Source organism: Mageeibacillus indolicus UPII9-5 (genome assembly GCF_000025225.2).
GTDB classification, from domain to species: Bacteria; Bacillota; Clostridia; order Saccharofermentanales; family Fastidiosipilaceae; genus Mageeibacillus; species Mageeibacillus indolicus.
The window spans coordinates 300,644-326,205 of sequence record NC_013895.2 but is presented as its reverse complement, the minus strand read 5'-3'; the positions used below and the strand labels follow the sequence as shown (position 1 = coordinate 326,205).

The following is a 25,562-nucleotide window of genomic DNA, read 5'->3' as shown; positions in this document are numbered from 1 at the left end:
AGTCAAATGGTTCAATATCAACGACCGCGTTAATTTATTGTAGGTTTTGGGAGCACAGGAAGCGATATGCAATTATACTTTTAACCGCTTTCGTTATTCATTTAAAGAATTTATATTCACCCCCGCGTGTGCGGGAATTACGGAAGGATAGAAAAGTGGAAAGTCAAGCATATACACTTTGACTGATTCACTTAATGGCGGCCAAACGGTCGCCATTAGTTTAGAAGTTGTTTACAATGACCAAAGCAATCCCTCCACTAGGCGTAAGTTTACTGATGCATACGCCTTAAGCTCGATCACGCATCAGTCAAACAGATCCTTCAGAGCTTGTTTTATTGCGAGCGTTTTCGCATAAGGATCAGCAGCCTGCATAATAGCCGAAACCACGCATATACCCTGTATTGCACTTGCCGGACGCAAAATGTCCAGGTTAGTCTCGTTCAAGCCACCGATCGCAAAAACAGGAATATTTACTTGCTCGCAAATTTCTTTTAGCGTATCCACGGATGTAAATATCGTTTTTACTTTTGTTTTCGTTTGGTAAATCGCACCAACGCCCAAATAATCTGCCCCGGCGGCCGCCGCTTCCAATGCCTGCGGTACGGTTTTGGTAGTAGCACCGATGATAGTATCCGGCGGCAAAACCCGTCTGGCTTCTGCAATCGGTAAGTCGGACTGCCCCAGATGGACGCCACAGCCGGCCAACAGCGCAACATCTAAACGGTCGTCAATAATCAATGGGACATTATATTGATCACACAGGCTTTTGACCCGGCGCGCCAAGGCCAGTAATTCCCGGCCCTCGGTATTTTTTTCTCGCAACTGAATCAAACCAACTCCAGCCCGCAAAACTTCTTCAATTGTGTGAATGAAACTTGTGCGATCGCCATATGAATTATCAGTTATAAAATAAAGCTCTTTTGTTTTCTTTATCCGCATAATCTTATATGTCTCCTAAACTTATCTCCTAAACTCGAACCGCTTCGATTGCCGCGCGTGTAAACAGAGTTCCCGCATCGACTGTTTGTAAACTGTCTAAAAGTCGTATCTGAAAGCTTGCATTCGGTATTTTTTGCCTTGCAGCTTTATCGCCGGGCGCAACAGCTGCAGTGCTATCCGGTATTGCCGGTATCACAGGTGCCGCAGCCGCGATTTCGCCAGCCACCGCTAAATGTAAAGCACCTAAAACGGCAGCCTCTAACGGCGAAGCAACTGACATATATGTTGCAACAATACAATTCAGCAAACACCCTGTGCCGGTTATCGCCGCCAACTGAGACACCCCGTTGGCCACCGACCACGCTTTATCCGCCGTAGCAATAACGTCGATTGCCCCCGTGACTAAAACAACTGCTCCAGTTACTTTCGCCAAACGCGCGGCTATTTCGGCTACATAACCAAGGTTACGTGCTTTGGCGACATCGGCCTTTCCCACGTCTATCCCTTGAGGAGCAGCCTGCTCACCCAGCATTGCCAAAATTTCTGACAAATTACCTTTGACAACTTTCAAAGCCCTACTAGCCACCAATTGTTTGGCCAAGGTATGGCGAATTTCGCTAATACCCACCCCAACCAAATCAAGTACGGCCGGAATATTGTTGGCCAAGGCTGACGCAGCTGCCACCGGCATCGCCTCTATCCGCGCATCAGTAATATTGCCCAAATTCAGGGCCAAAGCTTGCGCCATTGCGGTAATTTGCGCCACTTCCGCCGGATGCTCAGCCATAATCGGGCGCGCACCCAAAGCCAGTATCCCATTAGCCGCCAAATTAATACTTATAGGATTGGTAATGCAATGAATCAGTGGGGTTTGCGCCGCCACCGCCTGCCGTATTTCACTTATTTTTTCTTGCTGCATCATACAGCTGCACTCCCAGACTTTTTTGAATATTATACAACATACCGTTGTAAGTTAAAGCCTTGAGCAATACGAACGCTGCCGTGCCACCCATCAAAGTGGCCAGAAAAAACGATGGAACATAGAAGAACCATGTCAAATTGTTACGCCCCCACAGTAGGGTCATAACCGGGTAAGATATGATGGCTCCTATAATTCCCGTCCCTATAACTTCGCCAACTACACCGGCCAAAATTTTGCCGTGACTGCCTCGATAAAGCAGGCCGGAAAGCATTGCCCCAAAAATGGCACCGGTCAAAGCCAACGGCGGTATGTTCATGATTAGCATGCGAATGATGCCAGTTAAGCAGGCAACCAGTAATGCATACCAAGGGCCCATGAATGCGGCCACCGTTATGTTCATCAGATGCGCAGTTGGGCACAGGCCTTCAATGCGCAAAATAGGTGAAATTACCACCCCTATCGCCACGAACATAGCCACCATTACCGTTCTCATCAAAGCCTGCCTGCCCCGGCCACCGGAGGTTCTATTGTTTGTCATGTATATCCCCTTTTGTTCACTTAATTTGTCTCATCCCTGTTCATACCTGTGCCGCAGTAATGTGCCTAGCAACGTATACGCCGCTCGCCGATGCGTGGGAAAGCGAATGGGTGATACCGCTGCCGTCACCGATAATATAAAGTCCCGGATGACTTGATTCCAAGTTATTATCAACGACAACTTCCATATTGTAAAATTTAACTTCAACCCCATACAGCAATGTGTCGTCATTCGCCGTACCGGGAGCTATTTTATCAAGGGCATAAACCATCTCGACGATTCCGTCCAAAATCCGTTTGGGCAAAACCAGACTCAAATCCCCCGGCGTAGCTGCCAGAGTAGGTTGTACCAAACCTTCCTCCAAGCGTTTAACATTGCTGCGTCGTCCACGCATCAAATCCCCGAAACGCTGCACGATGACTCCGCCACCCAACATGTTGGAAAGACGGGCTATGCTTTCGCCATAACCGTTGCTATCCTTGAACGGCTCAGAAAATGTTTTGGCCACCAACAAGGCAAAGTTAGTGTTTTCCGTATGCATGGCCGGATCTTCATAGCTGTGTCCGTTGACCGTGACAATGCCGTTCGTGTTTTCATTGACTACCACCCCATGCGGATTCATACAAAAAGTCCTGACATCATCCTCGAATTTTTCGGTGCGATAGACAATTTTGCTCTCATACAGGGCGTTAGTCAAATGTTCAAAAATAACGGCCGGCAGCTCGACTCGCACGCCCAAATCAACGCGGTTGGAATTGGTCTTAATATTAAGGTCACGACAGACTTTCTCCATCCATTTACTGCCGCTGCGCCCTACTGAAACAATGCATTTTGCACAGCTGACCGTGCGTTTAGTGGTGTGTATCTCATAACTTCCATCGGTATCGGCGATAATATTTTCTACCGGCTCATCAAAAAACCAATCCATTTTTGTCTTCAGATCATCATAAAGATTGGCAAGCACGATATAATTTATATCTGTTCCAAGATGTCTGACCGAAGCATCGAGCAAATTAAGCTTGTTTTGTAAACATATTTTTTTAAATTCAGAACCGGAGGTGGAATAAAGTTTCGTACCCTCGCCACCGCAAGCCATGTTGATCGTATCAACGTAGCGCATAAGCTCCAAGGCCTGTTCGCGGCCGATGTATTTGTAAAGCGTACCGCCAAACTTGTTAGTTATGTTGTATTTGCCATCGGAAAAAGCTCCTGCCCCGCCAAAACCGGACATAATCGAACAACTTTTACAATTAACACAAGTTTTTATTTTTCGTCCATCTATGGGACAATGCCGTTTGGCTAAAGGATGACCGGCTTCAAAAACAGCCACACGAAGTTCGGGTCGGAGTTTTATCAACTCATAAGCAGAGAAAATTCCCCCCGGGCCAGCGCCGACAATGATTACGTCATAATCCATAATGTTCTCCCTCCGGAATGGTGCTATATTTATGCGCCAAAACCAAAAGAAAATTATATTATATTCCCTTCTATTATTCAATCATTTCAGTGATTAAATGTAGGTAATCTTTGTAGTCGCGTGATTTACAACGTCGCACTCAGACATTGCCGATGTGCCTCGGCGCCTCGCTTTTATTTTTCTTAGCCAAACTGTTTAAAGCATTTATCTTGCTGCACAACAAATGTTGCCGCATGACTTGACGGGCTTTGGTAGCGTCATGTTCCTTTAAAACAGCCAGTAATTCTTTGTGCTCTTCTTGAGCCTCGGCCATATTGGCTTTTTTGTCAACCGCTTGGTCAACCATCAGGCCTTTCCAAAGTTGTCGCAAAAATCCCTTCAGCTTTTCCGATCCGGAGGCCTCCCAGATCGTTTCATGAAAAAGCATGTTACACTTGGTGAAACGGGCCACTTCATTATACTTGACGGCCAAGTCGCCCTCGTCGCAGTAACGTTCTAAAAGCTTGGTATCTACGCCGTTCATGCATGCGCGATAAACTGCTTCCCCTTCCAGCAAAATTCGCATATCAAAGCTGTCGGCAACCGCCTCCGGTGCCAAACCGATGACTACCGCACCACGGTTCGGGCGCAATTCGATGAGCCCTTCAGCCGCTAAAAGTTGGAAGGCTTCGCGCACCGGCGTACGCGAAACCCCGACCAAATGTGCCACACTGTCCAAAGAAATCAGTTCGCCTTGACGATATTCCCCGGCCAATATCGCCTGCCTCAAAGATTGAGCGACTTGTTCTCTGGCCGGAGCAAGTTTAATCGGCTTGATCAGCATCGCTTACATTTCTTTCGAAGCAAAATATTGATTAAGCTTGTCAACCAAGTCATCGCAGTCGATACCATGCACCATACTGGCTTCCGCTATGGATTCACCCGAGGCCATAATGCAGCCTAAGCAGTGCAAACCGCTTTCCATAAAAATGGGGATGGTACCGCGGTCAAGCTCCAAAACATCCGCGATAATCATATTCTTGTTAATTTTCATAAAACCTCCCGTGGTTGCACCCATTGCCGGCAACCTCCGCAATGTATAGTTGTTAGTATTATACAACAATGCAAACAAATTTGACGAGTTCATCCGTCATATTCGCAAAAAATTTACCAAAGGTTTTGGGTATTGGCCAAAAATTTTGCCGTACGCGGATCAGATGGCGCATGAAAAATTTGCTCGGGCGTACCTTCTTCAACGATAACGCCGTCGGCCATATAAACCACTTTGGTCGCCACTTCAGCGGCAAATTTCATTTCATGCGTCACCACCAACATGGTCATACCGCCGGCCGCCACTTGCCGCATAACTCGCAGAACTTCCCCCACCATCTGCGGATCAAGCGCACTGGTTGGCTCATCAAAAAGCAGGACCTCCGGCTGCATTGTTAATGCTCTGGCAATCGCCACCCTCTGTTTTTGGCCGCCGGAAAGTTGGTGCGGCTTAGCATTAATATAAGCGCCCATGCCGACTTGTTCCAGCAGGCGTTTCGCCCGTGCCGTGACCGTGTCCTTGTCTTCCCGTAGGACCTGGCAAGGAGCTAGAACACAGTTTTCAAGCACATTTAAGTTATTAAACAAATTGAAATTTTGGAATACCATTCCGACTTTGCCGCGGTAGGCTGTCGCTTCCATTCCACCGTACTCGACTACCTTGCCGCAATAATGCAATTCGCCTTTATCGGGATTTTCCAGCAGATTGATGCATCTTAATAAGGTTGACTTGCCGCTACCGGATGCTCCGATGATGCAAGTCACATCGCCCTGACAAACCTTGAAAGAAACGTCTTGCAAAACTTGATGTTTCCCGAAAGATTTGGCTAAATGGCTAACTTCGATCACCGGCGCGATCTCAGCCGTAGATTTGCCCAAGGTTTCGGCCGTGGTTGCTAATGCCGGTTTGACTGCCGGTTCAAGCGTCCCGTGCAAAGCTTTTGCCCGTTCTGTACAAGTTCTGGTTCCTTCAGTATCGGTATCACCGATCACCGCTGTGTCCGCCTTATCCCCGACTTCAACAGCTGTATCCGCGTGCTGTTTTGCTTCATAGTCACGATTGGTGATTTTTGCGTTGGCCTTAAAATGCGGCATTCCTTCCCCCGGCACCAAAGCATCACTCAGGGCAAGGGTGTAGTTTTCCTCCCCGGCTAGCCGATGCTCTAGGCAAAGCAACAGACGCGAGCAAGTAAAGGTTATAGCAAAATAGATGACCATCGCCACCGTAAAGGTCGGGAAGAAAGCGTAAGTAGCTCCGGAAATGCTTTTCATCGTGTAAAACAGTTCCATTACTCCAATAATCGAGAGAACGCAGGTATCTTTAATATTGATAATCAAATTGTTGCCGATTTGCGGCATAATATTGCGGATCGCCTGTGGCAAAATGATGGAACGCATCGTACGATAGTGGTTGAGGCCCAAAGCCTTGGCCCCCTCCGTCTGTCCCGGGTCAATTGACATCACCCCACCGCGCACTGTCTCGGCCATATACGCACCGGTATTTATAGATACAATAAAAATAGCAGCAAAAATCAAGTTCATATGCCAATTGAACAAAAGTGCCGCGCCGTAATAAATGAATGCTGCCTGAACCATCATAGGCGTGCCGCGGAAAATTTCGACATAGGCCTTCAGGATAAATTTAAGCAACCGCTTGAATCCGCGCTTCAACCAGGCCTCCCGACTGCTTTCCGGCCATGTTTGGAGCAAGCCTACCGCCAAACCGATCAAGCAGCCGATGAAAGTCGCCACCAATGAAACTACTAAAGTTAATAATATACCGTTAAGAATTGAGCGGTAAGACGAGCGAATAATCCAAATTATCCAGCCGCCAAAATCAGTACTTGCCGGAATGTTCACGAGGTATCCTCCCTTATAGGTTAAAATCTACTATAGATTAGAATCTGCTATAGGTTAAAATCTGCGTCTTAGCAGACCTTGTTTACGTCTTATTATTTTTTTCACTTAGCAAAATTTTATTTGCTTAAAGGTTGTTGCGTAATTGCCTCATCCATCAGCTTATTCATGTCATCTCTGGAAAATCCGTCCAGTATTTGATCAATTTTTTCTTTCAACACTGCGTTGCCTTTGCGTACAGATATGCCTATATTAACATCCGATTCGGAGACCTGATAATTTTTCGCTTGATCAAATTTTAGCATGGTCAGTTGAGGATAGGCCCGCAAAGCCGCTTTCGCCGTCGGAATATCGGTAACAACTACATCCGCCGCTCCCGAAATCAACGCAACCAGCATGGCCGGAACATCGTTTTGCCCAGCCAACTTTTGTACTTGTGGTATTTGCGGCAGGCACAAATCATACCAGATCGTGTTTTGCTGACTCGTGGCTTTGGCTCCGGCCAGATCCGCCGGCGAGGTCGCCTTGGCAAACTTGCTATCTTTCAACGTCAGAGTAACAATATCAGCATAGTAATACGGCTTGGTAAAATCCACATTCTGCAAACGCTCCGGCTTTATTGATTGACCGGCAATAACGCAGTCTACCGTACCAGATTGAACGGCCGGAATCAGACTGTCCCAATCAGATTTGACGATACGCAGCTTTAAGTTAAGTGCCGCGGCAATTTTTTTGGCTATCTTCACGTCATAACCGTTGGCAAATTCGCTGCTGCCTTCTATCGCCACTGCTCCGTCGGAATCAGTGCTTTGTGTCCAGTTATAGGGGGCGTAAGCACATTCCATCGCCACACGCAACTCACCTTTTTCACGCAGACCGTCAGCCGTGCCAGCTTGCCCGCCGCCACAACCGCCCAACAATCCACCGGTCAGCAAAGTACTGATCGTAAGCACACCGGCAACCAACATTTTCTTCCAATTTCGTTCGTTTCGCATAATTTACGCCCCTCCGTTAGGCACAAAAAAACCACGAGCATAGGTAGAATGGCTCATGGCTTAACTGTTCGTATTTAACCAATGGTTAGCTCTCCACATATGTGACAGTTCGGCACCTATTATGATGACGAACCAGCAAAAGCCCCGGCGATGACTCCTGCTTCGGCATCGGTTACCTTTCGCCGTACGGTGTCGCCCACCTCGAATGTACGCTTACTATTTAACCAATGCGCCTCTACCTATTGAATTTCATTTAGGATAACATCTTTATAACATTTCGTCAAATTATGTCGAGCAAAAAAAAAAGCGGGCCGGTCTTGACGACCGCCCGACTTCACTACGGCTTAAAACTTGCCGTTTTCAAACAGGTTGTTCTTCTTAATACCGCGGAAATCTTTACCAAGATATTCAAACACGAAGGTTGATTGGTCCTTGCTTTGCCAATGAGCGATACCAGCTACCATCATCAATAAGAAAGCGGTTGCTCCGGCAAACAGAACGGAATTTCCGGCAGCCGAGGTGTCAGGAACTTTGTCCTGGGCTGATTTTACTTGGGCAGTTACAGCTACTTGATTAGTCACTGCGTTGCCAGCTTTATCATTTTGTTCAAGCGCATATGCGTTTTGTGGAATCATAATTACAACTAACACTAAAGCCAGCATGGCCATCAAAGCATTTTCCAGCCAATTTCTCTTTTCTTTCTTCATAACTTTCTTCATTTCTCTCTTCATACTGTACCTCTTTTCCGAGCTAAGCTCATTCATAGTCACATTCAAATCATTGTTTGAGTTCAACTCTTGTTTACCTTGTCCTACAAGGTGTTTCTTGTTTTCTCTCTCAATTTCTGAAATGCATTTTAGCACAGTTTCTGAGTTTGTGAAGGGGGTTTTGAGCACTTTTTGGAAAGTTCAGCTTTTGCCCAAATCTACAGCTATGCAAAATCTCACCTTGTGCATTGCGCACAAAAAATGTGTCCGTTTTTATGCTTGTTGCACAAAGGTTTTGTAATATTTTCTTAACAATAGCAAAATGACCTCCCTCGTTTCATTTCCAATGGGTTTAATTTATAATAAAAAGACAGCAAAACGGAGGCCAACATGCAATTCAATATTCAGAACAATGAGCTACGAACATTAGCTACCAACGGCAAGGTTATTAATGAAGCCTGCGATATTATAAAGAATAATTTTATTCAAGACATCATCTATTTACCATCGCAGCGTATTTTGTCCGCGCTCATCGCCTATCCACCCCCGCAAAAGCATTTCGTTTCCTTGTTGCTTCGCAGTAACGGTCGCCCGAGTAAATTTCAATGTACTTGTGAGCATAGCAAAAATCATTGGGGCTTTTGTCAGCATGTAACTGCCTTGATCATGCAATTAAATAAACAGGATTTGGAAAACTACACCCAAACGGCAGCGGCAGCGCTTAAGTTGCAAAAGTTGGCTACAAATAAGGCGGAAACACCCGGCACAGCAACCGTGGCAAACACAGCCGCCGACAACGCCGCCCAAGCAACTCCCGGCGCAGCAACCGCGGCAAGCAAGACCGCCGACAACGCCGTCCAAGCAAGACCCGGCACAGCAATTACGGCAAGCAAGGTCGCCGACAACGCCGCCCAAACAACGCCCGGCGCAGCAACCGCGGCAAGCAAGGCCGCCGACAACGCCGCCCAAACAACGCCCGGCGCAGCAACCGCGACAAAAACAGCCGCCGGCAACGTCGCCCAAGCAACACCCGGCGCAGCAACCGCGACAAAAACTGCCGCCGGCAACGTCGCCCAAGCAACACCCGGCGCAGCAACCGCGACAAAAACTGCCGCCGGCAAAGCCGCCCAAGCAACGCCCGGCGCAGCAACCGCGACAAAAACGGTCGTCGGCAACGCCGCCCAAGCAACTCCCGGCGCAGCAACCACGACAAACACGGTCGCCGGCAACGCCGCCCAAACAACGCCCGGCGCAGCTGTTTCAGCCATATTAAGCCCAGAAACCAGCGACAACAGCAAAAAAACCGCCGGCAAGCCCATGACAACCGCCATAAACACCGAAGCGACGATCAACCATACCGCCTCGCCAACACCGCAACTTTCTGCTACGGGAATTCCGGCTACTCCTGCCACCGACAGCAAGTACCCCGGCTCGGCCGCCCATTATACCGCCCAACAATTTTACCCCAGTGACCGCGCCGCTAACCTTCCTGCGGCCAAAGCTTCCACAGAACCGGACACAACCAAGTTCCATACCACGCCGGAAACAGGCAGCGGAATTACCCATACTGCCCCCCAAAAAGATCTGGCAGTTTTCACCCTGCCGGGAACCAACTTGCTTGCCCGACTTTTGCAAGCCAATTTGCGCCATGAATTTCAATCATCAACCGAAAATGACGGCGAATTAAACTACGAATTCGTCTTGACTTTGCCGAATATCAGCACTTATTCAGCTCAACATGGCCCCCGCCTCGCCCTTTACATTGGCCACGAAAAGTTATACATGCTTGCCAACTGGTGGCAGTCCCTAGAAAAACGCCAAGACGGAGAAGATATCAAGCTCGGCAAAAACTTCATCTGGCAAACCGCTTTGCGCTCCTTGCCCGCCGCCGCGGAAAACTTTTTGGATTATTTGTCCGGTAATTTAAATGAAGATTCTATATATACAATTGAACAACGGACCAACAGTTTTAGTGACTGGCCGTTGACACAGCACGATTTTAATGAACTAGTTCGCGTAAAACTGGCCGAACCGGGACTAAAAATCACCGTCATCTTTCCTAACGGCGAACGTTCACCCTGGCATTTAACCATGGGCTGGCCGGATTGGACGCTGTGTTTAGCGGATGTCGGACATAACAACAGCGAACCGGCCTATACTTTGGCGGCCTGCGCCACAGCTCCAATTGAAAAATTGTCCTACGGAATAACTCTGTATCGGCAAGGCGAAAAATTTTATCGTCTGCCGCCGGCCGGCGCACCCTACAGCGAACTACTCAATCTGCCATACAATGCCCCCGTGGCCAAAGCGGCCATGGCAAATTTAGACGGGGTGAGGTTAACTACCGGGCAGGCCAAAAATTTGGCAACTTACATCCTTTATCCATTGCGTGAAGAGATTAAATCCGCCCTACCCCCGGAGTTCGTCCCTAAAGTTGCCGAACTAACTGTTAAACCCAACATCTGGTTAAGCATTACCGCAGACAAATTGGAAGCGAGATTACGGATAAACTATAATAAAGATTTTTATTATGATCCCAAGCCACTGGATAGCCAAACCTTGATTGCCGAGTTGAGTTCACCGGAAAATTCTGCCATACCCGGTCCGAGGTTGATTAAAGAAGAATTAAAATGGCTGCATCGCTTAAAACAGGCCGGATTCAGAGCAGAAAAACCTAGCAATCTCGTAAGTTCAGCACTTTTGCCGGCGACCGTATTTACACTACCGTTCAATGCTGCGGCCGAACTTTTCCTCACCTCTACCGTGAGCAACTGGCAAAAAGACGGAGCCGTGTTTTACGCCGAAAAAAGTCTTCAGCCATTAAAACTGCGCAATTTGCCAGATTTACAAGGTGAAGTCAGCATTGATAAGGAAAAAAACCAATTAGATATATCTATCTACAATAACAGTTTCACCCCCGCGGAATGGAAGGCTATCCTCAAGGCCTATCACCAAAACCGCTATTTCGTCAAACTGAAAAACGGCGAAGTTATCTGCTGGAACCAAGCGGTGGCCGATTCATTGCAACCGCTAAGTTACATGGAAGAATGGGGTGGAACGTTCGGTGATGAAGGTATAACCTTGCCGACTTTCCGCGCTCTGCCGTTACTTTACTTGTTGGAGGAAAATGGAAACTGGCGGCAGGATGATTCACTGGCCAAGCTGCGTCAGGCACTGATCAATCCGCCGGAATCGGTGGAGCTTACTTTCAATTCCGAAATCGAAACCACCATTCGCCAGTATCAACGCGCCGGGGTAGGCTGGTTTAAAGAATTGAATAATTACGGACTGAGCGGCATTCTGGCCGACGACATGGGCTTGGGCAAGACTTTGCAGACCTTGGCTTACATCAGCCAACAACGTCTGCAGCAAAAAGACTTACCGCCAGCCTTAATTATTTCACCGACCTCTCTGCTCTACAATTGGTTGGATGAAATCAATCGCTTCGCCCCACACCTGAAAAGTCGGGTCATTCGAGGAATAAAAGAAAAACGCGATCAAGAATATCGAAACATGACTGATGTTGATGTCCTAATCTTGAGTTATCCACAAGTAAGGCAGGATATCGACGAACTGAAAACGCGCAAATTTTCCTGTGTTTTTCTTGATGAAGCTCAGGCGATAAAAAACTATCGCACTCACACTTCTCAGGCAGTCAAACAGCTGCACGCCGCAGAGCGTTTTGCCCTCACCGGTACCCCGATCGAAAATAACTTGTCTGAACTATGGTCGGTTTTTGACTTCCTTATGCCCGGTTTTCTCTACAATCACACTGATTTTCAGCGAAAATTCGAGGCCGCGGCCGGAGAAAAAGGACGCGATGCCTTATTTTCGCTGCGTTGCTTGATTCGCCCTTTCATTTTGCGCCGCCTAAAAAGTGAGGTATTGACTGAGTTACCGCCGAAAGTGGAAACGATTTTGTCTTCTCCATTGCTACCCGAGCAAAGCAAAATTTATCAGACTTATTTGGCTGAAGCGCGCCGGCAACTTCAATCAATCACCGGTCCGGACTGGCAAAACGGGGAGCGCATTTCTACCAAGCACACCATGGAGATTTTGTCGCTTCTGACGCGTCTGCGGCAAATTGCTTGTCATCCGGCACTCTTTTTGGAAAACTATCATGGCAGTTCCGGTAAACTCGAATTGCTGGAGGAAATTTTGACGACTGCTTTGGCCGGCGGACACCGTATTTTAATTTTCTCGCAGTTCACCGCCTTATTGGCGATCATCAAACCTTTACTTGAGCGGTTGGCAATTACATATATGTATATTGATGGCGGCGTTTCGCCTAAAGAACGCACTGATTTGGTGAACAAGTTCAATGCCGGTGAAGGCGAGGTATTCTTGATATCCCTCAAGGCTGGTGGAACAGGGCTGAATTTGACCGGTGCTGACACCGTAATTTTGATGGATCCATGGTGGAATCCGGCAGTTGAGCAACAAGCCACTGACCGCAGCCATCGTTTGGGGCAGCAGCGCCGCGTGCAAGTGTATCGTTTAATCGCCAAAGGGACAATTGAGGAAAAAATACGCAATCTGCAGGAGCGCAAACAGAATCTGATCGATCAAGTCGTAATTTCGGGCGATCACACTCTGAGTCATCTTAAGCCGGAAGAATTGTTGGCTTTATTTGAAGTCTGATCAACCACGATCATCTAAACGACGCGAGCAGTTAATTATAACTCCGGCGGACAACGCCAAGCCTAGCAGCATCAAGCCGATCATTCCCCTCGGAATATGCTCACCGGTCTTCGGTTGCGGCTCCGTAGGCGGTTCGGACGGCATTGGCGGCTGCGACTCGGACGGCACCGGCGGCTGCGACTCGGACGGCACCGGCGGCTGCGACTCGGACGGCACCGGCGGCAAATACTTGTTATATATCACGACAGCATCACCATTATCGGTGTCATTCCCTCCAGCAGATATCTTGCCATCATTTGACTTGATCTCCGCCGCAAATTGAGCCTTGACATCAACTCCGTTCAGCTGAACCCCGGTTTCGGCAACACTGTAACGATATGCTTTCCCAGCCGCATCCGTCTGCGGCAAATCGCTCAATTTGAATTCATCCCTGTCATATTCGACATTCGGCGCCACCGTGATCTCCGTTAAAACATTATTCTCCACTTTAAACCGCCGATAAGTATAGGGCTGTGCGCCTTCCATCAAGCGTAATTGCTGTTTTGAAAAAGTAAATTCTCGTTTCCGCCCATCCGCCGCCGTTTGTGTCAACGTAAAAATCGGGACATACTTTTCCGACACGGCCCTCACCCGCTCATCCCATTTTTTAGTCAATTTTAAGCTGCGCCCCGGGACCGTATACACATTCTTAAGCGTTATTTCCGCCGGTTTCGCCGCATTTACGATGTTTAAAGCATGGAAATCCTGCAACTCCGCCGGCAAATTTTCGCGGATTGTGTAAGTAAGATTCACCCGCTCCCCAAGCGGTTTTTTCAAATCTTCTGCAGTAAATCTAGGCAAATTATGTAGCACAAAAGAAAAACCGCCCCCAGGTTGCGCTTCAAATGCAAATGAATTAGGTTTCAGCAAAGTATCCGCACGGTAGGTTGCCACGGTTTGCTTATTGCGTTGAGCAATAACTTCAAACCAACTCAAAACTGTTGCCTGATCATAGTTTTTCAGCAAAGCCGTGCCACCCTGCCAACTTTTGTTCACTTTCAACTCCAACGGTGGAAACAGAGTCGTTTCCGAGTTGCCGACCCGATTAATTAATGGCGCAAAATTATTATTCCACTTGACCTTGGCCTCAAAAGTCACCTTCAATTTGGACTCATTAGTACCCAAATTAATTTTAGTATTAAAGTCGACTAACTTTGCTATTTGAGCCTTGCTCCTATCCTGCACTTTGATGCTGTGCTCATCTGCTGCATACTCTGCCGAATAATCGGCAGTTGGCCGATCGTCAACAGTTACTTTTAAACTGTTAGGAACATATTCCAGCCGTTCATCTAATTTATCGGTAAAGGACACATCATCCCATGTACCAATGTTAAGCTTGAGCAAGTTTCCATCGCCTTTGATCACAAAATTATGATCCGGGTGCAGCGGAATAGCAATTTGATAGCGAACAATCTCGCCTTCGCGAGTTTCTTTCTCCTTGGCCACATTGGTGCCGTCTAAAATTACTTTCGCCGGACTTGAGGCTTTATTAATAAATTGAAAATACGCTTGCTTAATCCCATCTATAATTTTTCCCGACGGATCATTGTAAAATAATGGTGCACCTAATTGATGTGCCATATTATATTCACCGGTGCCATCCGCTTTCACCTGATAAGTCTTCAGCTTAACTTCCCCATCATGCTCAACTTTCAGCTTATACTTCTTATTCGTGACATAATCTTTATAATATTCCGGCAAAGTAGACCTATCGATCAAAATATAGTAATTGCCCGGCAACAATCCCCTAAATCCGGACATACGAATGGATCCAGCAAAAACCGGTATTTCTTCGCTTTTTTGGACAAATTTGCCTTGTTCATCATACAAAATAAGCCCTATATGCTTTTTTATAGATTGATATGCGTTAAATATGTCTGAATAGCTTTTACCATTCGGAATACCCATAAAGCCTACGGCAAAATTACGACCAAGCTTAAGTGTCAGCGTCTGCGACCTCGCATCATAACTCTGTGCATTGATACCGTAAAAAAGCTGCATGTGTTCCGGTAACTGCTTTACCGTAATTTCTCCTTCGAGTGGCACATCTTGCAACGTTACCTGGATTTCCAGCGGCCCTACTTTACTTGGAAACGAAACTTTTTGCCGCACGTCCCTTCCCGCTACCGCAAACTCAAATTTATGCGTTTCACCGCTTTGTGTATCGGGAATAATGTGAAAGGGAGTTTCAAATCGCAGCGTAAAATGCCGCTCTCCCAAAAGAACTTTTTCTATCTGGTATATGATTTTATCGCCTTCCTGCCGTATGGATTTAAGCATCAAGGCGACTTTTTGCCTCCCCAAGTTTACTTGCATCAAAGCCCTACCGATTTCACTCAAATCCGGTTCAATCGTCGGTACAACAAGTTGGCCGGTTTTGTCCACCGTGCAACTTATTTTCGCAACATAAGCCGTCCCATTGCCTTTACGTCTGGCGGTTAGCTTAACCGATTTTCCATCAAGCTTAAAGGTTGTGCTTAAAAGCGACGGCAAATTCGCTGCATCAATCCCTGACGGCAGCTGCAGTTCAAGCGTTTTTTCAATTTCAGCTATGTTATTCTGACCCAAGATAAATTTCAAGTGCAATTTTCCGTCCGCCCCAAGTTGCACCGTAGAGACTGTCTCCGGAGTTATTTTGCGGTCATATCTGTTCGTCAAGTAAACTTTAAACTTATCACCGTGCGCGTAAAGTTTATCATCATCCGTACTCGTATAGTGTACTTTTCTATAGCCTAACGGATAAGACGCCTGAACTTGGTAATCGTCAGGCGTCAGTTCGGAAGTAAAAGATACATCTTCGTCTTCCTCGCCATTAGCATCGAGCTTAGTCCAGTTAAAAGTAACTGTTTCGGTCTTATTATTCAGGAAAAAGGTGCCGTCAAATACAAGTCCAGCCGGGCCTGCCAAACCCGTCTTATCGGCCTTGCCCACTGCACCTGATCGCGCTCCTGCCGTTTCATCGGCTTGAGCAATTTCCACCGGGAGCAAGGGTAAGCAAAACACGGCGATAATTAAAGACGCAATTATCCGATGGAATAAATGTTTCTTTTTGGGATCGTTAAGATGATTTTGATGTTTAGCCATTCTTCTGAATGCTGCGTTAAATGTATATAATTTGTCCATTTAGTAATTATAGCATGAAATTTTTAAAATGCATTAAATATGGCGGCTAAAGACCGCATCAATTTATTGTAGGTTTTGAGCCCCAAGAGCTATACATCAATCTAGATAAAAAATCAGAAGCTAAAGTTAATATCTTCAATTTTTAAAATAAAAAAAGACGATAGAGTTGTTATGTCTATCGTCTAAAAGATCTGTCGCGCTTTATCTGCGCAATTCAATTCGTCGATGCAGATCCTCCTGAGCACTCCGAAGCCACCTGAGCGTCAGCTTCCCGCCTAGCTAAAATCTCTCGCTGGATAATCATATCCTTAACCTTCATCAAACGTGTCAAATTGCCGCGCTCATTTTCTTCCATTTTCATGATTATCGAATGAATTTGCCGCTCCAAAGCAGGAATCATAACATATTCCAAAGAATTTACTCGCCGCCGCGTCTTTTCAATTTCGCTGGCCAACATTTGCACCGTTTTTTCGACTTGCGCCAATTCCAACAAATCCGGAACAGCAGCTACCAACTCATCCACCGTCTGATCCAAATCTTCAGTTGTTTGTGCTAAACCATAGGCCAAACCGGTATTGGTTATTTGCTGATCTGAAAGTTCAAACTGAGGAACATGCACCCCCATGATTGCTTTCTCACCTACATCAACCGTACGCTTTTCCTGACTAAGCAACAAAGCTTCCTGCAAGGTTTCTGGCGACATTACCGCTGCTGCTAAAGCCATGCCTTCCGAGGCTTTGTTCAAACGAACATCCACTTCTTTACGCAACCGCTGATTGTCACGAATAATATCCATGAACTGACGCATCAATTCGTCCCGCTTGTCTTTGAGCATCTTATGGCCGCGACGCGCTGTATTCAGCTCCTTTTTTAATCGCATCAGCTCCATCCGATTCGGACTTACCGCTGCTTTTGCCATAGCACACCTCCAATTAATGTTTCATCGGGTCAGCCGGAACATAGTATTTATCTAGAATACTTTCTTTAATCCGTTTCAACTCTGATCGCGGTAAGATTCCCAACAACTTCCATCCTAAATCTAGCGTTTCCTCGATGCTGCGATTAGTATCAAAGCCTTGTGAAACATATTTTTCTTCAAATTCAGTCGCGAAACGCGCATACAGACGATCCATTTCCGACAACGAAGATTCACCCAGGATAACCGCCAGCTCACGTGCATCTTTGCCGCGTGAATATGCTGCAAATAACTGATTCATCGTCCCCGCATGGTCTTCTCGCGTCTTGCCCTCACCGATACCTTTATCTTTTAGACGAGACAGAGATGGCAAAACATCCACCGGCGGCCGCAACCCTTTTTTGTACAGTTCTCGGCTCAAAATAATCTGGCCTTCAGTAATATAACCGGTCAAATCAGGAATTGGGTGAGTTTTGTCCTCATCCGGCATGGTTAAAATCGGCACCATCGTTATTGATCCTTTTTTGCCTTTTACTCGCCCGGCCCGTTCATACATTGTCGCCAAGTCGGTGTACAGATAACCGGGATAGCCGCGGCGTCCGGGGACCTCCTTACGAGCTGCGGAAACCTCACGCAAAGCCTCGGCATAGTAGGTGATGTCGGTCATAATTACCAATACATGCATATCCTTCTTAAAGGCCAGATATTCAGCACAAGTAAGTGCCATACGCGGCGTCGCTATGCGTTCAATCGCCGGTTGGTCAGCCAAGTTAATGAATAATACCGTACGATCAATCGCTCCGGTACGCTGAAAGTCCTTAATAAAGTAGTCGGCCTCTTCAAAAGTAATACCCATGGCCGCAAAGACAACGGCAAACTTTTGCTCTTTGTCACCAATAACTTTCGCCTGTCTCGCAATCTGTGCGCCCAGCTGCGAATGCGGCAGACCGGAAGCGGAAAAAATAGGTAACTTCTGACCACGCACCAATGTGTTCAGCCCATCAATCGCCGAAACCCCGGTTTGAATAAACTCATCCGGGTAGTCACGCGCCGTCGGGTTCAGCGGCAAACCGTTAACATCCATGCGAGCTTCCGGAATAAGCTCCGGTCCGCCGTCGGCCGGATGCCCCATTCCGTCAAAAACCCGGCCCAGCATATCTTCCGAAACCGGCAGTTCCAAGCCGTGCCCCAAAAAACGCACCTTACTGTCCTGAATGTTAATTCCTACCGAATTCTCAAACAGTTGCACCAAAGCATTTTCGCCGTTTATCTCAAGCACCCGGCACCGACGCAACTCACCGTTCGGCAGTTCGATTTCACCCATTTCATAGTATTTTACATCTTGTACCTTCCGCACCAACATCAACGGACCAGCTACTTCTTCTATTGTTTGATATTCTTTTGCCATCTCACACCTCTTACACGTTTTGATTGCGCACTTCGTCCAGTTCAGCCGTCAGTTCATACGCCAATTTTTGATAAGTGGTTTCTACTTCATCTTCACGAACATATTTCAGACGGCCGATTCCTTCCATAACCTTAAGCCCGGTTACTTCATGGATCTTCGCGCCTTCCGCGACAGCGCGGGTGGCCTGCTCATAATATTCCATGATAATCGACAACATATATTTTTGCTTATTCAAGGAGGAATATGTATCTATTTCATCAAAGCTGTTTTGGTGCAAGAAATCTTCGCGCAATGACCTTGAAGCTTCTAGTTTCACACGGTCGCCCGCTGACAACGCATCCAAACCGACCAGCTTAACAATTTCCTCCAACTCGGCTTCTTCCTGCAACAGTTTTATCGCTGCCGCGCGCTTTTTGGCCCAAGCCGGATCTACATTACCGTTCATCCATTCATCTATCGTATCGGCATAAAGCGAATAAGAATTCAGCCAGTTGATAGCCGGGAAATGTCGTTTGTAAGCCAAAGCCGAATCAAGCTGCCAGAAAACCTTGACAATTCGTAAGGTGGATTGCACGACCGGATCGGACATATCTCCACCCGGCGGGGAAACCGCTCCTATGGCAGTCAAAACGCCACGCCGCTCCTCGCCTTCCGAGCAAAGGCAGCTCACTTCTCCGGCACGTTCATAGAACTGTGCCAAGCGTGAACCTAGGTAAGCCGGATAGCCTTCTTCACCCGGCATTTCTTCCAAACGGCCGGACATCTCACGTAGAGCTTCAGCCCATCTAGAAGTGGAATCGGCCATGATGGATACCGAATAACCCATATCGCGGAAATACTCAGCAATCGTTATACCTGTGTATATCGAAGCTTCACGGGCTGCGACCGGCATATCGGACGTATTGGCAATCAAAATCGTGCGCTCCATGAGTGACTTGCCGGTTTTCGGATCAATCAATTCCGGGAATTCCATCAAAACATCCGTCATCTCATTGCCTCGTTCGCCACAACCTATATAAACAACGACATCCGCTTCCGCCCACTTAGCCAGCTGATGCTGAATAACCGTTTTGCCGCTGCCGAAAGGGCCAGGGACTGCAGCCGTACCACCTTTGGCCAGAGGGAAGAAAGTGTCAACCACACGTTGCCCGGTGATCAATGGGCGTTCCGGGGCGATTTTGGCTTTGTACGGCCGCCCTCGTCTGACCGGCCAAGTATGATAAAGAGTTACGTTTTCTTCTTTCCCTTCAGCAGTTTTCAGCACTGCTACGACATCATCGACCTTAAAATCGCCGTCAGATATTTTAATTATCTCGCCCTTATGGAAAGGCGGAACCATAATTTTATGCTTAATCAGGCTAGTTTCCTGTACTTCACCCAAAATATCGCCGGCTGAGACTTGGTCACCGACCTTAGCTACGGCCGCAAAATGCCAAACTTTTTCTCGATCTAAGCTCGGGATCTGCACTCCCCGTTGAATGTTGTCGCCACTCAATTTGCGCATCCGCTCTAAAGGACGGCCGATACCATCAAACATGTTACCGATCAAGCCCGGCCCCAGTTCCATAGACAGTGGCTCACCGGCTGATACAACCGGCTCCCCCGGCCCTAAACCGGCCGTTTCCTCATACACTTGAATTGAGGCTTTGTCGCCATGAATTTCAATTACCTCACCGATAAGGTGATTCGAGGAAACCCGCACAACATCAAACATTTGTACATCTCGCATCCCGGAAGCCACTACAAGGGGGCCGGATACTTTTAAAATAGTTCCCTGACTGACCTGTTTCATCTTTAACTCCTATTCATCTGAGCCATGCTCAGCTTATTGTTCCTCTTTATTGGCTAAAATATCGAAACCTACCGCCCGACGTACCGCGTCATTCAGTGCCAACTGCCCCAAAGCGGCGGCCGGCGGCCCCATTGAAATCGGAATAACGGCCGGCAAAGTTCTGCGACTGATTTCAGCTAAATACGGTGCTGCATCTTCAGCCAAATGGTTGGTTATGTATATAATCCCGTATTCATCATTCTCCACTAGCTTTTTCAGGACGGTAAGCACCTCTTCACCGGGATTGGCCGGCCACGTCTCAAAACCTAAGCCGCGGAAACCAAGGACAGTTGCCGGATCACCGACCACGGCAATCTTGCGCACATTCTTATCCATGGATATACACCTCCCGCATCAGTCCAAGTAAAGCTTCGCGATCTTTGCCCTGTGCTCTCAAAGAAAACAGTAAGCGCAGATTTCGTATTTCTGCCTGTTTCGCCAGCCAATACCCGGCAACGACTTGCGGGCCGTAGACAACTTTTAAACCGGTCCGCGCCAAATCCATGACCATGTCGTCCGCCGCCTTAGCAAACGTTCCCGGAGGGACAACCTCGCCGCCATTCGAGTGCGAAGCCGCAAAAGCTATAGCCGCTATTTCATTTACCGGAGTGGCAGACCAGGCCTTCCGCCAAGCAGCTGCGTCTTCACGCAACAATTTGGTCAGAGCCTCCCCGTTTTTAATTTGTCCACCCGGCACCCATAGCTCACTTACCTTAGTAGCTTCCAATTTAAGCTTGACCGAACGGTATAAAATATTCATGTTGGCTATATCAGCCTTGAGTTCGGCATAGACCCGCAAAAAAGCCTGGCGGCTCCGATTAGCCAAGGCCGCTAGATGGGCAAAATAAAACTTGTCCAAAACGGCGTCTATCTGTCCTACCTCCGATACGGCGGCATAGGATCTGGCAGCGGCCAGAACAGCATGTTTAAAAATTTCAGGTACATGCGTACGGATAAAAGAATCTGCCCTGAGCTCATCCATGCCGATGAACTCATCGGAAAAGCTGTTATAATCGGCCGGATCAACCGGACGCTCATCCGTTTGGACTAAAGTTTCGACCACTAATTTTCTGCAAGTTTCTATATTTTCAGAAGCGTTAAAGTATAGCAGCTCTTTTAAATGCTCGGGAATCGCGTCGTTCTTTTCGTCATGCCAAGCAGCTTTTACAGACTGCCCGTCGGACGGTAAAAGTGCTTTTAGGAACACTTTTAAATTGTGGTACGGCTGATACAGTAAAAGTCCATAGCTCAAAACTTTATCCATGCTCAGCTCGACCAAAAGCGCGTCGGCAGCTTCCCCGGCTTTATTTACTCGCTGTAGCAAATCAGCTCCGGCAGGATAGTCCAAACGATCAAGCAGCTGTTTCCACGTCGCATTATCGCCTTGGCGGATTGCCGTTTCCAGTTCCACCGCCGCCAGCAACCGAGTTTCCAGTATGCGCAGCCTTCCGGTACTCTGTCCGTATGCCACATCATCGCCACCCACCGGCCAGCGTTGATCTGAATAGCGCATTATTTTCAATCCTTTCCGGGAAAGAGCTTCGCTCCGACTGTTCCGATAAACTCGGCCTCGCGCCGGCGCATATCTTCCTCATAAGTGTAATTAAAATGTACTTGACCCACCGTAACAGTAAGGCCGGCAGTAAAATCTTTACGATCAGCTTTGATCTCCGCCTTGAAAGGCAGCTCGGCCCGCAAGGCTGGAAGCAATGCCGCATCGTTCGCCGCTAGCTCGATAACCGGAACAACGTTCGCATTCGCGCGGCACTCGCTCAGGAAATCCGGATTTTCAAGCATAGTCAAATAATCTGCGATTTTGACGGATTCTTCCCGTGCAGCCAATTGCTTTAATGCAGCTGCAAAAACCTTATGTATCCACATCTGCTTGGTGCCAAGCAAAGTCCGCCGTTCTGTCATATTCAATTCAGCGCGCAGCTGTGATTCGGCTCGTTGCTGTTTGGCGCGGCTCTCCGCTAAAGCGTTTTCGTAGAGTTCATCCGCTTGAGCCTGAGCCTCACGCAGGGCGGCCGCTTGGCTTTGTAAGGCAGCCTCGCGGATAGCAGCAGCCTCAGTTTCAGCCTCTTGACAGATCTGCTGATGGATCCTCTCTAAACCTTCCACTATTTTTACCTCACAACAAAGATGATAGTCAAAACAGATACCAACAGCGCAAAGATAGCGTATGTTTCAACCATAGCTGCCAGAACTATAGCTTTAGATTGTTCTTCCGGACGTTTGCCGACTAATGAACAACCGGCGGCAGCCACGCGGCCTTGGTGTACGGCAGAGAAGAAACCGACAATCATCATCGGCATACAAGCAGCCGCGATCATCCAGCCTTGAGCAAAAGTCAAATCTTTCGGTGCGCCGCTCATAAATCCGCTCATAATCATAAACACGAACCACGTAATCAGTCCATAAATACCTTGGGTGCCCGGCAACGCCTGTAAAATAAGCAGCTTACCGAACTTGCTCGGATCTTCTGTCAGTGAACCGGCAACCACAGTACCGACTGCACCTACCCCCTTGGCAGAACCCCAACCCGAAACGGCTGCAGTCAGCGTTGTGGCCATCAGAGCAATGCTGGGGCCGGTGAATACCTGTGAGATATAATCTGCGAATGTCACTTTAAAGTCCTCCTTGTCGAACTAAAATTATCTTATTATCCCTTTGAGATTTATTCTCCCGTGGGTTACGGTTTAAATAATAAATTTGTTCCTATTCCGCCGTGATAAAACGAGCGAAACGATGTTTTAAGCTTTCTTTGATCGGCTTTGGCTCAGCCTCCGCGCGGTCAATCTGCACGTACTTGGTACGGTAGGCCAAAGGATCGAACGCCCGACCACCGCCTTCATAGAACTTGCCGAAAAATTCAACGTAATGCAACCGTGTAGTGTGAACATAAGCACTCAGTGCTGAAAGAGCAAAGTTTAAGGTGTGACCCAAAACGGCAATTACCACAAAGAAAATCAGTCCCAGCACATTTTTTCCGGGCAGCAGAGCCAGCAAGTTAACCACCATAGCTATAACTGAGGTGGAAAGGCACAAGGCCAGAATCCGAGTATAAGACATAATGTCGCTGAAGTAAGAAGTTATATCATATAACGCTCCAACGCCTTTCAATATACGCAAAATCGGGTTGCGCGTCGAACGTCCGGCGAAGAGCAGGACAACGGCCGCACCTACGATCAGTACATATAAGCCGACTGTTTTTAACACAGGGGCTCCGCCGGCAACTCCGTAGGCGAAAACGCCTAAGCCGCCGATAATCAAGTACCAGGGGACAACATCAAGCAGTGCCTCTTTAAGTTTGCCGGTCGCCGCCAATATCTTCACTTTTACACCCATGCCAACAAATATATGGAGGACACCGAAAATCACCGACCAGATCATCATCTTCATCGGGTCATCCATAGGATTAAACCAGAGCGCGGGGAATTTAACGCTCGCACCGGAAAATGCGTCGATCAGGTTGCCGAAGAAACCGCCGAATAACACGCCCCAGACAATCGACGACAGGCCGCACTGAAAGAACATCTGGCACATTTTGCGCAAACCGCCCTGTACCTTGAATTTGTATACCAACAATGCCGTAATCAAGCAAAAAATAATCCCGTAAGCGACATCGCTGAACATCATACCAAAGAAAATGCAGTAGAACGGTGCAACCGTAGGTGTTGGATCAACCTCGGATGCGTTAGGTAAGCTGAACATGTCGATAACAGCTTCATAGGGGCTGCTGAACTTACCGTTACTGAGCAAGATAGGATATTCATCCGACTTGGTAACATCTTCCAGCATAACAGAAACGCAGTAGGTTTCTTCCAAACCTTTCTTCGTTCCCTTGGCCAGATGTTCAGGAATGTAGCCCTGAATTACAAACAGTCGTTCTGAGCTCAAGATATGTTCATCTGCTTTAACTTTTTCGATCTGGACGGCAAAATAATCGCTCAGTTCTTCAAAGCAGGCTTTTTCCGAGCTTAAGCGGCGACCTTCTTCCTGTAAGATGGCTAATTCCTCGTCCAATTCACGCAACTTGCGCTCACAATGTCCCAGTTCTTCTTGTGGCGACAACTTGGCAGCCTTTTGGCGCAAAGGTTGAAATCCGTATTGCTGTGCCTGAACGAACGCTAGCTCACCGTCAACCGCCGGAGCCGCCAAAACAAGATACGCGACCGACTTAACATCTTTGTTAAGTAAGACTTTAACTACGGCAGTAGGATTCACCTCAGCCAACGCCTTGACCAAGTTTTCATACTGAATCATATTGCTCACATGACCGAGCCAAGTGCGAATGCGCCGTGTATCGTCGACCTCACTGTCGCCCAAAGCTTCCTGCCAAGGCAACAGAATATCACGTTGCAGGCTTGCTTGTGCTTTTTCAGCTAGAGCTTCTTCATATTTTTGCCGGTTGCCCTGCAATTCTCTGGCTGCACTCAAAACTTTCGTACGAAGCTCGCCGCTGTCATACCGCATGAATTGTTGAATCGAAACGGATCGCTTTGCGGCAAACATCGGTTTCTTCTGCGCCGCCAATTTATCAGCTATAGGTATGACGCTGTCCAGCAGTTGCTTATCTTCCAGCATTTTTCGATAATGCGCGTTTTCCCGGCCGACTTTGGCCTGCCAAACTTCCGCTTTTTCGGCATTGTCACGAATATCTACCGCGCCAAGCTTGCTCAACGTGTTTAAAACAGCTGGTTTGGTGCTTAACGGGCCCACCAAAGTGAGTCGTTTCATCTTAACGATGCCCATGAGTCAAACACTCCTTAACCACTATATCAACCGCGGCCGCATAATGCTGTTCGGCCTGTTCAGTCAGTGCTTTTTCTGCCTCAGTCAAGTCTTGTGCGGCGCGTTTCCGCCATTCCGTACGCATCACGGCGATAGTTTTTTCAGTTTCTTGCCTTAAAGCTGCGATCTTAAGTTCCGCGGCTTCCTTCAGTTTCCGTTTAGCCGATTCTGTATCAGTCTTGATCGTGTCTACTTCGTGGCGAGCCTGCTCAACAAGCTGTTCCGCTTCGTCTTCAATGGCCTGCAAGGCGGCAAAAATTTCTTTATTCACACCGGCTCCTCCTAACTTGCAAATGTAATAGCATGTCTATTATAACAAAACCAACGAAGATATTCAGACAAAATTTATGCATAATTTTGTTATTTTCAGCTTTAGCTGATTAACAGGATAAAATTAAACTCGGCT

The 25,562-nt window shown here is 47.5% G+C and carries 21 protein-coding genes, 1 pseudogene and 1 riboswitch; of the genes and pseudogenes, 1 reads left to right on the top strand and 21 read right to left on the bottom strand.

Features of this window, described 5'->3' with window-relative positions:
• Positions 1 to 303 precede the first annotated feature (303 nt).
• From thiE to HMPREF0868_RS08525, 11 genes and pseudogenes are all read right to left on the bottom strand, one after another.
• Entirely contained in the window at positions 304 to 939 is a 636-nt protein-coding gene (gene thiE, locus HMPREF0868_RS01505) for a thiamine phosphate synthase (protein ID WP_012992946.1), read from the bottom strand.
• Between the two features lie 28 nt (positions 940 to 967).
• Positions 968 to 1,861, bottom strand: coding sequence for a hydroxyethylthiazole kinase (gene thiM / locus HMPREF0868_RS01500; RefSeq protein ID WP_012992945.1), 894 nt, complete (start codon positions 1,859 to 1,861; stop codon positions 968 to 970).
• Positions 1,836 to 2,399, bottom strand: coding sequence for an energy coupling factor transporter S component ThiW (gene thiW, locus HMPREF0868_RS01495; protein WP_012992944.1), 564 nt, complete (start codon positions 2,397 to 2,399; stop codon positions 1,836 to 1,838). The genes thiM and thiW overlap by 26 nt, the downstream gene beginning before the upstream one ends.
• Positions 2,400 to 2,439: 40 nt before the next feature.
• A complete protein-coding gene (locus tag HMPREF0868_RS01490) occupies positions 2,440 to 3,816 on the bottom strand; it encodes an NAD(P)/FAD-dependent oxidoreductase (RefSeq protein ID WP_012992943.1) in 1,377 nt (458 codons plus the stop codon).
• Positions 3,817 to 3,955: 139 nt separating this feature from the next.
• A complete protein-coding gene (locus HMPREF0868_RS01485; RefSeq protein ID WP_012992942.1) occupies positions 3,956 to 4,639 on the bottom strand; it encodes a GntR family transcriptional regulator in 684 nt (227 codons plus the stop codon).
• Between the two features lie 3 nt (positions 4,640 to 4,642).
• Complete coding sequence (locus HMPREF0868_RS01480) at positions 4,643 to 4,849, bottom strand: DUF1858 domain-containing protein (RefSeq protein ID WP_012992941.1); 207 nt, start codon at positions 4,847 to 4,849, stop codon at positions 4,643 to 4,645.
• Between the two features lie 113 nt (positions 4,850 to 4,962).
• Positions 4,963 to 5,703, bottom strand: coding sequence for an amino acid ABC transporter ATP-binding protein (locus HMPREF0868_RS01475; protein ID WP_276324398.1), 741 nt, complete (start codon positions 5,701 to 5,703; stop codon positions 4,963 to 4,965).
• Positions 5,704 to 6,036: 333 nt separating this feature from the next.
• A pseudogene (locus HMPREF0868_RS01470) lies at positions 6,037 to 6,705 on the bottom strand (amino acid ABC transporter permease); the annotation flags it as partial.
• 116 nt (positions 6,706 to 6,821) lie between these two features.
• The gene (locus tag HMPREF0868_RS01465; RefSeq protein WP_012992939.1) at positions 6,822 to 7,697 is read right to left on the bottom strand and encodes a transporter substrate-binding domain-containing protein; all 876 of its coding nucleotides are present in this window, start codon (positions 7,695 to 7,697) and stop codon (positions 6,822 to 6,824) included.
• Between the two features lie 78 nt (positions 7,698 to 7,775).
• Positions 7,776 to 7,943: riboswitch (Lysine riboswitch) on the bottom strand.
• Positions 7,944 to 8,041: 98 nt separating this feature from the next.
• Complete coding sequence (locus HMPREF0868_RS01460) at positions 8,042 to 8,428, bottom strand: hypothetical protein (RefSeq protein ID WP_012992938.1); 387 nt, start codon at positions 8,426 to 8,428, stop codon at positions 8,042 to 8,044.
• A gap of 671 nt (positions 8,429 to 9,099) precedes the next feature.
• Positions 9,100 to 9,756: a hypothetical protein gene (locus HMPREF0868_RS08525; protein ID WP_198300178.1), complete on the bottom strand. Its 657-nt coding sequence runs from the start codon at positions 9,754 to 9,756 to the stop codon at positions 9,100 to 9,102.
• On the opposite strand from HMPREF0868_RS08525, the gene HMPREF0868_RS07775 reads away from it, so the two are divergent.
• On the top strand, positions 9,722 to 13,045 hold the full coding sequence (locus HMPREF0868_RS07775) for a DEAD/DEAH box helicase (protein WP_012992934.1): 3,324 nt from the start codon (positions 9,722 to 9,724) through the stop codon (positions 13,043 to 13,045). The genes HMPREF0868_RS08525 and HMPREF0868_RS07775 overlap by 35 nt on opposite strands.
• Here the strand turns inward: HMPREF0868_RS07775 and HMPREF0868_RS01445 are convergent, their stop codons facing one another.
• The 10 genes from HMPREF0868_RS01445 to HMPREF0868_RS01400 all read right to left on the bottom strand — a co-directional run bounded on the left by HMPREF0868_RS01445 (position 13,046) and on the right by HMPREF0868_RS01400 (position 25,427).
• Positions 13,046 to 16,168 (bottom strand): isopeptide-forming domain-containing fimbrial protein, encoded by a 3,123-nt coding sequence (locus HMPREF0868_RS01445; RefSeq protein WP_012992933.1) that lies wholly within the window; start codon positions 16,166 to 16,168, stop codon positions 13,046 to 13,048. It lies immediately after the preceding gene.
• Between the two features lie 253 nt (positions 16,169 to 16,421).
• Entirely contained in the window at positions 16,422 to 17,126 is a 705-nt protein-coding gene (locus tag HMPREF0868_RS01440) for a V-type ATP synthase subunit D (protein ID WP_012992932.1), read from the bottom strand.
• Between the two features lie 13 nt (positions 17,127 to 17,139).
• Positions 17,140 to 18,531, bottom strand: a complete 1,392-nt coding sequence (locus tag HMPREF0868_RS01435) for a V-type ATP synthase subunit B (protein ID WP_012992931.1) — start codon at positions 18,529 to 18,531, stop codon at positions 17,140 to 17,142.
• A 10-nt stretch (positions 18,532 to 18,541) separates the two neighbouring features.
• A complete protein-coding gene (locus tag HMPREF0868_RS01430; protein WP_012992930.1) occupies positions 18,542 to 20,323 on the bottom strand; it encodes a V-type ATP synthase subunit A in 1,782 nt (593 codons plus the stop codon).
• Positions 20,324 to 20,356: 33 nt separating this feature from the next.
• Positions 20,357 to 20,698, bottom strand: coding sequence for a V-type ATP synthase subunit F (locus HMPREF0868_RS01425; protein WP_012992929.1), 342 nt, complete (start codon positions 20,696 to 20,698; stop codon positions 20,357 to 20,359).
• Positions 20,691 to 21,875: a V0D/AC39 family V-type ATPase subunit gene (locus HMPREF0868_RS01420; RefSeq protein ID WP_012992928.1), complete on the bottom strand. Its 1,185-nt coding sequence runs from the start codon at positions 21,873 to 21,875 to the stop codon at positions 20,691 to 20,693. The genes HMPREF0868_RS01425 and HMPREF0868_RS01420 overlap by 8 nt, the downstream gene beginning before the upstream one ends.
• A gap of 5 nt (positions 21,876 to 21,880) precedes the next feature.
• Positions 21,881 to 22,483 (bottom strand): V-type ATP synthase subunit E, encoded by a 603-nt coding sequence (locus tag HMPREF0868_RS01415; protein ID WP_012992927.1) that lies wholly within the window; start codon positions 22,481 to 22,483, stop codon positions 21,881 to 21,883.
• A 5-nt stretch (positions 22,484 to 22,488) separates the two neighbouring features.
• Entirely contained in the window at positions 22,489 to 22,989 is a 501-nt protein-coding gene (locus HMPREF0868_RS01410) for a V-type ATP synthase subunit K (protein WP_012992926.1), read from the bottom strand.
• A 91-nt stretch (positions 22,990 to 23,080) separates the two neighbouring features.
• Positions 23,081 to 25,117: a V-type ATP synthase subunit I gene (locus tag HMPREF0868_RS01405; protein WP_012992925.1), complete on the bottom strand. Its 2,037-nt coding sequence runs from the start codon at positions 25,115 to 25,117 to the stop codon at positions 23,081 to 23,083.
• Complete coding sequence (locus HMPREF0868_RS01400) at positions 25,104 to 25,427, bottom strand: hypothetical protein (protein ID WP_012992924.1); 324 nt, start codon at positions 25,425 to 25,427, stop codon at positions 25,104 to 25,106. Before HMPREF0868_RS01400 ends, HMPREF0868_RS01405 begins: the two co-directional genes overlap by 14 nt.
• Positions 25,428 to 25,562 lie beyond the last annotated feature (135 nt).